At 39.3% G+C, this 11,898-nt stretch carries 13 protein-coding genes and 1 pseudogene; all 14 read left to right on the top strand.

Features of this window, described 5'->3' with window-relative positions; genetic code table 11:
- Positions 1-4: 4 nt before the first annotated feature.
- Positions 5-574 (top strand): annotated as a pseudogene (locus KHA95_RS05975) (chemotaxis protein CheB); the annotation flags it as partial.
- 12 nt (positions 575-586) lie between these two features.
- The gene (locus KHA95_RS05970; protein WP_213136572.1) at positions 587-2,596 is read left to right on the top strand and encodes a chemotaxis protein CheA; all 2,010 of its coding nucleotides are present in this window, start codon (positions 587-589) and stop codon (positions 2,594-2,596) included.
- Positions 2,597-2,679: 83 nt separating this feature from the next.
- Positions 2,680-3,150 (top strand): chemotaxis protein CheW, encoded by a 471-nt coding sequence (locus KHA95_RS05965; RefSeq protein ID WP_213136571.1) that lies wholly within the window; start codon positions 2,680-2,682, stop codon positions 3,148-3,150.
- Positions 3,140-3,772 carry a chemotaxis protein CheC gene (locus KHA95_RS05960; RefSeq protein WP_213136570.1) on the top strand — a complete coding sequence of 211 codons (633 nt, stop codon included), beginning with the start codon at positions 3,140-3,142 and terminating at the stop codon, positions 3,770-3,772. Before KHA95_RS05965 ends, KHA95_RS05960 begins: the two co-directional genes overlap by 11 nt.
- Positions 3,765-4,259 (top strand): chemotaxis protein CheD, encoded by a 495-nt coding sequence (locus tag KHA95_RS05955; protein WP_213136569.1) that lies wholly within the window; start codon positions 3,765-3,767, stop codon positions 4,257-4,259. The genes KHA95_RS05960 and KHA95_RS05955 overlap by 8 nt, the downstream gene beginning before the upstream one ends.
- 25 nt (positions 4,260-4,284) lie before the next feature.
- Entirely contained in the window at positions 4,285-5,067 is a 783-nt protein-coding gene (locus tag KHA95_RS05950; RefSeq protein WP_213136568.1) for a FliA/WhiG family RNA polymerase sigma factor, read from the top strand.
- The gene (locus tag KHA95_RS05945; RefSeq protein WP_213136567.1) at positions 5,064-5,372 is read left to right on the top strand and encodes a hypothetical protein; all 309 of its coding nucleotides are present in this window, start codon (positions 5,064-5,066) and stop codon (positions 5,370-5,372) included. Before KHA95_RS05950 ends, KHA95_RS05945 begins: the two co-directional genes overlap by 4 nt.
- 8 nt (positions 5,373-5,380) lie before the next feature.
- On the top strand, positions 5,381-5,908 hold the full coding sequence (locus KHA95_RS05940; RefSeq protein WP_213136566.1) for a hypothetical protein: 528 nt from the start codon (positions 5,381-5,383) through the stop codon (positions 5,906-5,908).
- A 920-nt stretch (positions 5,909-6,828) separates the two neighbouring features.
- Entirely contained in the window at positions 6,829-7,557 is a 729-nt protein-coding gene (rpsB, locus tag KHA95_RS05935) for a 30S ribosomal protein S2 (protein WP_213136565.1), read from the top strand.
- A 128-nt stretch (positions 7,558-7,685) separates the two neighbouring features.
- Positions 7,686-8,567 carry a translation elongation factor Ts gene (tsf, locus tag KHA95_RS05930; RefSeq protein WP_213136564.1) on the top strand — a complete coding sequence of 294 codons (882 nt, stop codon included), beginning with the start codon at positions 7,686-7,688 and terminating at the stop codon, positions 8,565-8,567.
- A 165-nt stretch (positions 8,568-8,732) separates the two neighbouring features.
- The gene (gene pyrH / locus KHA95_RS05925; RefSeq protein ID WP_213136563.1) at positions 8,733-9,458 is read left to right on the top strand and encodes a UMP kinase; all 726 of its coding nucleotides are present in this window, start codon (positions 8,733-8,735) and stop codon (positions 9,456-9,458) included.
- Positions 9,458-10,015 (top strand): ribosome recycling factor, encoded by a 558-nt coding sequence (gene frr / locus KHA95_RS05920; RefSeq protein WP_213136562.1) that lies wholly within the window; start codon positions 9,458-9,460, stop codon positions 10,013-10,015. Before pyrH ends, frr begins: the two co-directional genes overlap by 1 nt.
- A gap of 212 nt (positions 10,016-10,227) precedes the next feature.
- Positions 10,228-11,025 (top strand): isoprenyl transferase, encoded by a 798-nt coding sequence (locus KHA95_RS05915; RefSeq protein WP_213136561.1) that lies wholly within the window; start codon positions 10,228-10,230, stop codon positions 11,023-11,025.
- Positions 11,022-11,813, top strand: coding sequence for a phosphatidate cytidylyltransferase (locus tag KHA95_RS05910; RefSeq protein ID WP_213136560.1), 792 nt, complete (start codon positions 11,022-11,024; stop codon positions 11,811-11,813). The genes KHA95_RS05915 and KHA95_RS05910 overlap by 4 nt, the downstream gene beginning before the upstream one ends.
- Positions 11,814-11,898: the final 85 nt, after the last annotated feature.

Here is an 11,898-nt window from a genome sequence, read left to right as displayed (position 1 = left end):
AAATAAGAAAATCATCTGCATTGGCACATCTACGGGTGGACCGAGGGCATTGCAAACGGTTTTAACACAATTGCCGGAAAACCTTCCCGCTCCAATTGTTATTGTTCAACATATGCCACCTACATTTACAAAATCATTAGCCAATCGACTAGATGCAATATGTGAGATTGCGGTCAAAGAGGCAGAGGATGGCGAAGAATTACAAAATGGGGTAGCGTATATCGCTCCAGGAGGCAAGCATTTAAAGGTCGTTGAAGCAGGCCTCCGATTAGTCGCGAATATAACAGAAGAACCGACGGTCAATGGGCATCGTCCTTCCGTAGATGTTTTATTCCATTCAGCTAGTCTTCTAGATCCGTACGATAAAATTGCTGTCATTATGACAGGGATGGGAGCAGATGGAGCAGCAGGTTTAATTGAGATGAAACAAAGAGGCGAAACGCATGCCATCGCTGAAGCAGAAGCAAGTTGTATCGTTTTTGGAATGCCGCGGGCGGCTGTCAACACCGGGATGGTTGACACCATTGTTGAGTTAGATCAAATTGCGAGTCATATTTTGAAATATATCGGATAAGGGTGTGGGCGCATGGATATGAATCAATATTTAGAAATTTTTATCGATGAAAGCAAAGAACATTTACAAGTTTTGAATGAACAGCTTTTACATTTAGAAAAAAATCCAACAGATCTAGGCATTGTCGACGAAATATTTAGAGCGGCACATACATTAAAAGGTATGTCAGCAACGATGGGTTATACCGATTTAGCCAATTTAACACATGTGATGGAAAATATTCTTGATGGAATTCGCCAGCAACGAATTACGGTTACAGCAGATATATTTGATGTCGTATTTCAGGCAGTTGATGATTTAGAAGTGATCGTTGATTCTATCGCTTCAGGCGGTGATGGACAACGGGACGTAAGCAGCTCAATTGCAAAGCTCGAACAACTGGAAAAGGGAGAGAATGTCCCGGTTGAATCAGCGGTTTCTGAGCTAGCGGCTACGATTGAAATCGATCATCCACAAACGAAATATGATGAATATGAGCGAACGATCATCGAACAGTCTGAGGAACAAGGATTTTCATGCTTAGAGATGACGATTTCCTTACGGCCTGATTGCTTATTGAAAACAGCTAGAGTGTATATGGTATTTGAAGTGTTGGAGCAATGTGGTGAAGTGATCAAATCTGTTCCAACGGTTGATCAGCTTGAGGAGGAACAATTTGATTCAAGCTTTACGGTTACACTCATTACGAAGGAGCCGTTAGAAGATATAAAAAGTAAAATTATGAAGATCTCCGAAATCGAGTCGATTGAAGCGATTGCGATTGATTCTAATAAGATGATTAATGAAGAACAAAAAGTTACCGAACCGATAAGTGAAGAAAAAATAAAAAAACCGCTCACTAATGAAGAATCTGAAAAACAGCAGACGAGAGCTGGCGGCAAAACAATTCGAGTGAATATTGAACGTCTTGATATTTTAATGAATTTATTTGAGGAGCTCGTCATTGATCGGGGAAGACTGGAGCAAATTTCCCAAGAGATTCAACATGCTGAATTAGCAGAAACCGTTGAAAGAATGACAAGAATATCAGGGGATTTACAGAATATTATTTTGAACATGAGAATGGTTCCGGTCGATACTGTCTTTAATCGTTTCCCGCGCATGGTTAGACAGCTTGCAAGAGATTTAAACAAACAGCTAGAATTGGAAATCATTGGAGCGGAAACAGAGCTTGATCGTACGGTTATTGATGAGATTGGCGATCCGATTGTCCATCTTTTAAGAAATGCGATTGACCATGGAATTGAAAGTCCGGACGTCCGTAAAGCGAACGGAAAACCAGAAAAAGGGACGATTCAATTAAAAGCGTATCACAGCGGCAACCATGTATTTATAGAAATCGAAGATGACGGGGCTGGAATTAACCGCCAGAAAGTCATTGATAAAGCGGTAGCAAATGGGGTAATTACTGCTGGGGAAGCTGTCCATATGACTGATCGCGAAGTCTTTGACTTAATTATGACATCAGGATTTTCTACCGCACAATCGATATCAGATGTATCTGGTCGTGGAGTAGGATTGGATGTTGTAAAAGCAACGATACAATCGCTTGGTGGAATTATTTCTATCGATTCTGAAGAAGGGATTGGTTCGAAGTTTTCGATTCAGCTTCCGCTTACACTATCGATTATTTCAGCAATGCTCATCGAAGTAGGTATAGAAAAATATGCGATCCCGTTATCATCGATTATTGAAACAGCAATTATTCGCAAATCAGATATTTTAATTGCTCATAATCAACAAGTGATTGATTATCGAGGAAAAGTTGTCCCACTCGTTTCTTTAAAAGAAATATTTGAAGTAGACATGGAAGAGTCGGAAGATCCATTCGTTTCGATCGTCATCGTGAAAAAAGCGGATCAAATGGCTGGATTAATCGTTGACTCATTTATCGGTCAACAAGAAATCGTCTTAAAATCATTAGGAAATTATTTAAATGAAGTTTTTGCGATTTCTGGTGCGACAATACTAGGAGATGGACAAGTAGCACTAATCATTGACTGCAATGCATTTATTAAATAAAACCTCAATCATCGAGATTTTTGTAAAGTTAAAACCGTGATATTATGCGGAACAAAATTAGAAATATGGGGGAGTGAGCGCTCGTGCATGAGGCAAATATAGCTTCCGAACGCAAAGTCATTGTTTTTCAATTAAACGGTAATGAATATTCCATTTCAGTTGACCATGTAACAGCAATTGAAAAAATGCAGCATATTACGAGAGTACCGAAATTACCCGTCTATATTAAAGGGGTTATTAACTTAAGGGGAGTCATCATTCCGATCATTGATTTAAAAAGACGTTTCGGACTCGGTGATTTTGAGAATACAGATAGCACAAGGATTATTATCGTTTCGTATCAGGATTTAGAAGTCGGCTTCATCGTTGATGCAGCGAACGATGTATTAGATATTCCCGAGCATGTCATTGAGCCACAGCCGGATGTCGTTGGTACGGTTGCAGCCGAGTTTATAAATGGTGTAGCCAAGCTTGAGAAAAGGCTGCTTATCTTACTCAATTTAGAGTATGTCCTTGATAAGGCGAATCAAAGGGAATTGCATAATGAGTATTGAGAAAATGACATCAATTCAGCTTGATGTATTAAAGGAAATTGGGAATATTGGAGCTGGAAATGCGGCGACAGCTCTATCGGTATTACTCGGGAAAAAAATTGATATGAAAGTTCCGAATGTGAAGGTTATTACGTTCGATGAAATGCTAGAACTTGCTGGTGGGTATGATAATATTGTTGCAGCCGTTTTTCTACGGATCGAAGGTGATGCTTCAGGCAGTATGTTTTTTGTTTTACCGTTGGATCAAGGATCAAATTATATTCAACAATTAACAGGCGATCATTCTATTTCATTAGAGCATCCGCCATATTCTGAACTCGGATTATCTGCCATGCAAGAATTAGGAAATATTTTATCAGGATCGTATTTAACGTCATTATCTGATTTCACTGGACTAAATCTATATCCATCCGTGCCATCAATTAGCATCGATATGGCTGGAGCGATTATTAGCTATGGATTGATAGAGTTATCACAAACCGAGGATTATGCAATTGTCATTGATACGGCGCTAAATGAGGATGACCAGGTGGAGCATGTAAAAGGGCATTTCTTTTTACTGCCTGATCCCGGTTCTTTTTCAACGATCTTCCATGCTTTAGGAGTCCATTTATATGATTGAAACGGTTGTAAGAGTGGGGATCGCCGAAATGGACATCGTTAGAGCGCCTGACAAAATTAGAACGCTTGGTCTCGGTTCATGTGTTGGAGTAGTCATTTATGATTCGCATAAAAAGTTGGCAGGAATGGTCCATATTATGCTTCCTGATTCCTCATTGGCACGAGGAAAGCAGTTGCTAAACAAAGCGAAATTCGCCGATACTGGTCTTCAAGAGCTTGTCGATTCACTGATCAAACGCGGGGCAAGTCCCCATCAACTAAAAGCGAAAATTGCTGGTGGAGCACAAATGTTTCAATTTAGTTCACAAAGTGATGGAATGAGGATTGGCCACCGTAATGTGGAGGCAGTAAAAACGATGCTGCAGCGCTTGCGTATCGAACTTATAGCTGAAGATACGGGAGGAAATCGTGGTAGAACAATTGAATTTGATCCTGAAACCAGCTTACTTGATATACGATCAACATACGAAGATACGATTACAATCTGAATCAGCAGTGTGAGGAGGAGATAGGATGTCAAACTCACCACCGATAGAAGAACAAATATATTGGGAACGTTGGAGTCGTTGCCGCGATGCTGATGCAGGAAATGTTTTAGTAGGGAGATATATGCCGCTCGTCACATATCACGTTCAGCGAATTGCGGTTGGTTTACCGAGAAACATTAGCAGGGAAGAACTAAAAAGTCTTGGATTAATGGGATTAATGGACGCGTTGAATAAATTTGATTTTACCCGGGATCTTAAGTTTGATACATACGCCTCTTTCCGGATTCGTGGAGCGATTATTGATGGGCTTAGGAAAGAGGACTGGATGCCGAGAAGCACAAGAGAAAAAGTGAAAAAAATCGAACAAGCGATCGAGAGGCTTGAACAACGGCTTTTCCGGCATGCTTCACCGGCAGAAATCGCCAAGGAAAGTGGATACTCAGAAGATGAAGTGTATCGGGCGTTGAATGAATATTTATTCGCGAATATTCTATCTATCGATGACCAAATTCAAGAGCAAGAAGATCAAGATAAACAAACCCATGTGATCAAAGATGAAGATTCTCTAAGTCCAGAAGAACAACTAATCAAAAATGAATGGCTGGAAGATTTAGCAGATGTCATTGAAACTTTAACTAAAAATGAACAAATTGTACTAAGTCTCTTTTATAAAGAGGAGTTAACATTTACAGAAATTGGACAAGTTCTTAGTTTATCGACATCACGAATTTCACAGATTCATTCAAAAGCACTATTGAAATTAAGAACGATCCTTCAAAAAAAATCAGGCGAAGGGGAACGTCTATGAGCTTAAAGTCGATTGAACTTCAAGTTGCTATACCTAGAACCGTTGAGGCCGGGAAGCTATCGGAACAGCTACAACAGAGGGGACAGCAAACATTTCAGCAGGCAGCAAGTGAAATGGAAGAAAAGCTTATAAAGGATCGAAATTCGGTAAATAAGATGGAACAAAAAGAGAAAATGTCTTTAAAAGACGGCCATTCAAAAGAACAAAGAGATACAAATGATCATCAACATTCCTCTAATAAGCAAAAAAGTAAGCGGAAAAAGCTGCATCCTTACAAAGGTAAAACGATCGATTATAATGGGTAGTGATCATATTGACAGGAACATTCATTTTTCTTTTATTTATGTTAAACGGAGTAACGATCTTTGCAGTCGTTCTTTTATATTTACGGCAAAATCGATTGAAAGAAATTGAAGAAGCACAGCGGAAAAATCAAGAGGAATCGGCAGAGCTATTGTCAGCTTTTTTGCTTGAATTAAAGGAAGAAAATGAACAATTTCTTTCAATTATTCAACAGTTACAAAAACAAAATAAGGATCAGAAAAAGCCGATAGCGGAAACGTATAAGGAAACGAAGGACTCGCCGCAACCAACGATGCTCAATCAAGAGCAGCCAATTACAGCGGAAACATATGCTACATTGCTTACTTATCCAGATGAAAATATAAATCAATCAGCTGAATCTGATGCCAAAGCAGAAAAGGCCGAAACGATGCAAACATCGCTAATCGATCAAGCGTATCAATTACAAAGCACAGGGGTTTCGATTGACGAAATCGCGAAAAAATTACATAAAGGCAAGACAGAAATCGCATTAATGTTAAAGTTTCGACGAAAATAATAATATATTTCAGTTTAACCAAAAATAAACTTCGTCTATTAAACGAAATAGGCATTCGAAATAATGAGCGATAAACTCTTTTTTCGAATGCTTATTTTTTTATGATATAAAACCCGAAAGAATCTAGAGGACTGAAAAAGTTCCTTTAAGTGACTAGTGGTAAACTGCTGATTTCCAGGCGAACGCTTTCCGCGGGGTGGTTTCGTGAGCTACGCTCCTGCGGGATCTCACATAGACCACTGATCCCGCAGGAGTCGCCGCCTTCCACTACAATCAGAGGAACCTGGAAAATGCTTTGCATTTCCTTCGTGCGGTGCAGGTTCGGAGAAGTATTTTCAATGTCCTGCGGGTTGTTGCGAGGCAGGTGAGGCCCTGCAATGAGCTATTAAGGAACGAAGCCCAAATTCGGCACATCGTGTGGCAACGGCTTTGTGACCAACATCCTGTTGGCCCGAAGCAGCTCACCGCTCGTCCCGCGGAAAGCGAAGTGTCTGGAGCGCAAATCAACATCCAAGTTCAACGTAAGTAAAATTGAAGAGAGCTTCCAAAAAAAGTCGATTTTTTCCGACCTTTTTGGACAGCCCCCAAAAAAGAATTCATAAAAAACACTTGACTAGAGGTAGAAAGTGTCCAGTCAGAATGGAAACCAACGCCCTTATCACACACTAACCTTTTTCAAAAACGACACAAAATACGTTTGTTTTTTCATGCCTAAGCAAGTATGATTTTCATTCCGAAAGAAATATTTTGGCCTTGATAAACTTTAAAAGTGAAAACTCTTGATTGTAGTAGAAAGATATGGTATATTCAATGACGGTGTTAATACACACGTCCTATGATTTTGTAACAAGGTGCTGTAAAACAGTCTGTACAAAATATGAGTAGGGCGGAGGAATTCAAAAACCAAGGAGGAAAACACAATGTCAGTAATTTCAATGAAGCAATTGCTAGAAGCAGGTGTACATTTCGGACACCAAACACGCCGCTGGAACCCGAAAATGAAAAAATATATTTTTACGGAGCGTAACGGCATCTACATTATCGACCTACAAAAAACAGTGAAAAAGGTTGAAGAGGCTTATAATTTCATGAGAGAGCTTGCTGAAAATAACGGTAAGGTTCTATTCGTAGGTACGAAAAAACAAGCGCAAGAATCTGTAAAAGAAGAAGCAGAGCGCGCAGGTCATTACTATGTAAACCATCGTTGGTTAGGTGGTACATTAACAAACTTTGAAACAATTCAAAAGAGAATTGACCGTCTAAAAGCAATCGAGAAAATGGAAGAAGACGGTACATTTGATGTCCTTCCTAAAAAAGAAGTAGTTATGCTTAATAAAGAGTATGACCGTCTTGTTAAGTTCTTAGGTGGAATTAAAGACATGAAGCGCCTTCCAGACGCTATGTTCATTATCGACCCACGTAAAGAACGCATTGCTGTTGCAGAAGCACGTAAATTAAATATTCCAATCGTAGGTATTGTTGATACTAACTGTGATCCGGATGAAATCGATGTAGTGATTCCAGCAAATGATGATGCAATTCGCGCTGTGAAATTATTAACTTCAAAAATGGCTGACGCTCTTTTAGAAGCAAAGCATGAAGAAGAAGCAGAAGTAGCGGCAGAAGAAACAGAAACTGCGAACGCATAATCGATATATAAACTGCAATGATATGGTTTTAAAACCGTATGGTTAAGGGGAAAGGTGATGAGGGAGAGTATACTTATCACCTTTTTTCAAACAATGATTTTGCACACATGCTTAAGGAGGAATTTTGAATGGCTATTACTGCACAAATGGTAAAAGAATTACGTGAAAAAACAGGCGCAGGTATGATGGATTGTAAAAAAGCATTAACTGCAACAAACGGAAACATGGAGGAAGCAATCGATTTCCTTCGTGAAAAAGGAATTGCATCAGCTGCGAAAAAAGCTGACCGTATTGCAGCAGAAGGTACTACTTTCATGCTATCAGAAGGTAATTCAGCAATCATTCTTGAAGTGAATGCAGAAACAGACTTCGTTGCGAAGAACGAAAACTTCCAAAACCTTGTAAAAGAATTAGCTGAACATTTATTAGCACAAAAACCAGAATCTGTTGAAGCTGCGCTTGAGCAAACAATGGAAAATGGTCAAAAAGTAAGTGAATACATCAACAGTGCAATTGCAACAATTGGTGAGAAAATCACGTTGCGTCGTTTTGAAATCAAAACGAAATCAGATAATGGTGCATTTGGTGAATACCTTCATATGGGCGGACGTATCTCTGTTTTAACAGTGCTTGAAGGAACAACGGATGCAAATATTGCAAAAGATGTTGCTATGCATATCGCTGCAATCAATCCGAAATATGTTTCTCGCGATCAAGTATCGGCAGAAGAAACAGAGCGTGAGCGTCAAGTTCTTACTCAACAAGCATTAAACGAAGGAAAACCAGAAAAAATCGTTGCGAAAATGGTTGAAGGCCGTCTTGGCAAATTCTTTGAAGAAATTTGCCTTTTAGACCAAAGCTTCGTTAAAAACCCAGATCAAAAAGTTTCTCAATTTGTAGAAGCAAATGGTGCGAAAGTGGTTGAATTCATTCGCTACGAAGTCGGAGAAGGAATTGAAAAGCGCGAAGAAAACTTTGCAGACGAAGTTATGAGCCAAGTGAAAAAATAAGTTTTCACAAATGATCTAACTTTGACAATGAAATAGGGAGCACATTGCGTGTTCCCTTTTTTATAAGGGAAGAGGGCCTTGCTTCCGATGAATTTGATCTCGGAAATCGGTTTTTCGCCGATATCTTCACCTCAAGATTACATAATAAAGACCTTGGAGGTTCAAATGACCAATCCAAAATTTAAAAGAGTTGTATTGAAATTAAGTGGGGAAGCCTTAGCCGGAGCAGATGGTTTTGGGATTAACCCAACAGTAATTAAATCGATTGCTGAGCAAGTAAAAGAAGTTGCAGAGCTAGGCGTAGAAGTTGCGGTTGTTGTTGGCGGCGGCAATATATGGCGCGGAAAAGTCGGCAGTGATATGGGGATGGACCGTGCATCAGCCGATTATATGGGCATGCTTGCAACGGTGATGAATTCTCTTGCACTTCAAGATAGTTTAGAGCAACTTGGAATCGAAACACGAGTACAAACGTCGATCGATATGCGCCAAGTAGCGGAACCTTATATTCGCCGCAGAGCGATTCGCCATTTAGAAAAGAAACGTGTCGTTATTTTCGCTGCTGGAACAGGAAATCCGTATTTTTCAACGGATACGACGGCAGCATTACGTGCAGCGGAGATTGAAGCTGAAGTCATTTTAATGGCAAAAAACAATGTCGATGGCGTGTACACTGCTGATCCAAAACTAGATAAAAACGCGGTAAAATACGATCAATTATCCTATTTAGACGTATTGAAAGAGGGATTAGGAGTCATGGACTCTACTGCTTCTTCATTATGTATGGATAATGATATTCCGTTAATCGTATTTTCATTTACTGAACAAGGAAATGTAAAGCGAGCAGTAATGGGAGAACAAATTGGAACATTAGTGAGGGGGAAAGAATAATGGCATCCGAAGTGATTTCCAATACAAAGGATAAAATGGAAAAGGCAATTCAAGCTTATAGTAGAGAGCTTGCAAGTGTTCGAGCTGGAAGAGCGAACGCCTCTCTATTAGATAAACTGACAGTTGATTATTATGGTGCACCGACACCAATTAATCAGATGGCATCTATTTCTGTACCAGAAGCAAGATTACTCGTGATCCAACCATATGATAAGACAATTATTTCCGATATCGAAAAAGCAATTTTGCGATCTGATCTTGGATTAACCCCATCCAATGATGGTTCATTAATCCGTATTTCGATTCCAGCTTTAACAGAGGAGCGTCGAAAAGAGCTTGTCAAGCTTGTGAAAAAAGAAGCGGAAGAAGCGAAAGTAGGGATTCGAAACATTCGCAGAGACGGAAATGATGAATTGAAAAAACTTGAAAAAGATAGTGCAATTACAGAAGACGAACTTCGCAGTTATTCAGATGATGTTCAAAAATTAACGGATGATTATATTAAAAAAATCGATGAGATCACCAAAGGTAAAGAACAAGAAATAATGGAAGTTTAATCACAAAAATGACTATTGTACTGAAAAATGATCCCTTCGTTTAGAAGGGATCATTTTGAGTTTTACAGACAAATGTATCTATCGAAGCAGCCGATATAAAATGGTTTATTAGTTAAATAAACAATAAATCAATAACGCATTGCAAGCATTATATGTTAAGATATGCTTTGACGTATATAAACAGGAAGTATTTCTGACGGAGGACTCTTTTCATGTGGAATAAAATGAAGTTATGGAAAACTTCCAAAGCAAAAATGGCTGAAAAAGATCGAATGACCGCCATAAAAAAACAGCCAATACCAGACCATGTTGCCATCATCATGGATGGAAACGGGCGATGGGCAAAGAAACGTGCACTCCCTCGAATCGCCGGGCATCATGAAGGGATGAAAGTCGTCAAAAAAATGACGAAACTAGCGAATCGACTTGGAGTTAAAACGTTGACACTATATGCATTTTCGACAGAAAACTGGAAACGGCCAAAACATGAGGTCGATTATTTAATGAAGTTACCAGAAGAATTTCTTGATAGCTTTTTACCGGAGCTGATTGAAGAAAACGTCCAAGTGAAGATGATGGGCTACGAAAACCAGCTTCCAGCCTCTACAAGAGGAGCTGTTGCGAAGGCGATGGAAGAAACAGCGGAAAATACAGGGTTAAAATTAAACTTTGCATTAAATTATGGTAGCCGTGCCGAAATGCTTGAAGCGATTAAACAGCTTACTATTGATGTAAAACAAGGGAATGTAGACGTAGAGGAGATTGATGAAGCTACGTTTTCAAGCTATTTAATGACAAAGGAGCTTCCAGATCCTGATCTATTAATCCGAACGAGTGGGGAGTTGCGGATTAGTAATTTCATGTTATGGCAATTGGCCTATACAGAATTATGGTTTACGAATGTATTATGGCCCGATTTTTCAGAAGAGCATTTTCTGGAGGCGGTAGAAGACTATCAAAGTCGATCCAGAAGATATGGTGGAATACATAATGAGGAGATTGGAAAATGAAGCAAAGGATTATATCAGCAGTTGTAGCGATTGCAATCTTTGTTCCGATTGTCATGATCGGTGGGCTGCCATTTATTTTATTAGCGTATGCGATGGCGACAATTGGTTTATATGAGCTTTTTAAAATGCGAGGATACTCGCTTTTATCCGGCCAAGGAATCATTTCTTTACTATTGCTTTGGATCGTCCTAATCCCTGATTCGTATTTTGAGTTGATTACGATTGCTGGTCGTTCTAAAATGGAAATACTTTCAGCGGCAGGTTTGCTATTTTTAGCATATACCGTCATCTTAAAAAATAAATTTAATTTTGATGATGCTGGCTTTTCTCTGTTATCGGTCATCTATGTTGGACTTGGATTTTATTATTTTATCGCGACGCGTGAAGCAGGACTTGTTTACCTTTTTTATGCACTTTTCGTTGTATGGGTGACAGATTCCGGAGCATATTTTATCGGTCGCGCGATCGGGAAACGAAAACTATGGCCCGATATTAGTCCGAATAAAACAATCGAAGGATTTTTCGGCGGAGTGATTTCCGCATTAATTGTTGCGGTCTTGTTTATCTTCTTCTCCGATATTCAAATACCGACAGTTAAATTACTTATTATGACGGTTATTTTATCGATATTTGGACAACTTGGTGATTTAGCTGAATCCGCATTAAAGCGGCATTACAATGTAAAGGATTCAGGCAATATTATGCCGGGACACGGCGGGATTCTTGATCGTTGTGACAGCTGGCTATTTGTTTTACCATTGCTTCATTATTTACATGTCATTAGCTAATGAAGCTGCAATCATAGTATAGTTGTTCGAAAGGAAAAAGAAGCATAAAGGATCTTTTTCCTTTTGAGCAACCTTTTATAGGGAG

Source organism: Bacillus sp. FJAT-50079, assembly GCF_018343515.1.
In the GTDB taxonomy this organism is placed as follows: domain Bacteria; phylum Bacillota; class Bacilli; order Bacillales; family Bacillaceae_C; genus Lederbergia.
This window is presented reverse-complemented; position numbering and strand designations above follow the sequence as displayed.

What these genes read in the sequence shown, in the direction of transcription:
- KHA95_RS05970 (WP_213136572.1), top strand. Translation starts at nt 587, where the DNA reads ATGGATATGAATCAATATTTAGAAATTTTTATCGATGAAAGCAAAGAA.
- KHA95_RS05960 (WP_213136570.1), top strand. Translation starts at nt 3,140, where the DNA reads ATGAGTATTGAGAAAATGACATCAATTCAGCTTGATGTATTAAAGGAA.
- KHA95_RS05955 (WP_213136569.1), top strand. Translation starts at nt 3,765, where the DNA reads ATGATTGAAACGGTTGTAAGAGTGGGGATCGCCGAAATGGACATCGTT.
- KHA95_RS05950 (WP_213136568.1), top strand. Translation starts at nt 4,285, where the DNA reads ATGTCAAACTCACCACCGATAGAAGAACAAATATATTGGGAACGTTGG.
- KHA95_RS05945 (WP_213136567.1), top strand. Translation starts at nt 5,064, where the DNA reads ATGAGCTTAAAGTCGATTGAACTTCAAGTTGCTATACCTAGAACCGTT.
- rpsB (WP_213136565.1), top strand. Translation starts at nt 6,829, where the DNA reads ATGTCAGTAATTTCAATGAAGCAATTGCTAGAAGCAGGTGTACATTTC.
- tsf (WP_213136564.1), top strand. Translation starts at nt 7,686, where the DNA reads ATGGCTATTACTGCACAAATGGTAAAAGAATTACGTGAAAAAACAGGC.
- pyrH (WP_213136563.1), top strand. Translation starts at nt 8,733, where the DNA reads ATGACCAATCCAAAATTTAAAAGAGTTGTATTGAAATTAAGTGGGGAA.
- frr (WP_213136562.1), top strand. Translation starts at nt 9,458, where the DNA reads ATGGCATCCGAAGTGATTTCCAATACAAAGGATAAAATGGAAAAGGCA.
- KHA95_RS05915 (WP_213136561.1), top strand. Translation starts at nt 10,228, where the DNA reads ATGTGGAATAAAATGAAGTTATGGAAAACTTCCAAAGCAAAAATGGCT.
- KHA95_RS05910 (WP_213136560.1), top strand. Translation starts at nt 11,022, where the DNA reads ATGAAGCAAAGGATTATATCAGCAGTTGTAGCGATTGCAATCTTTGTT.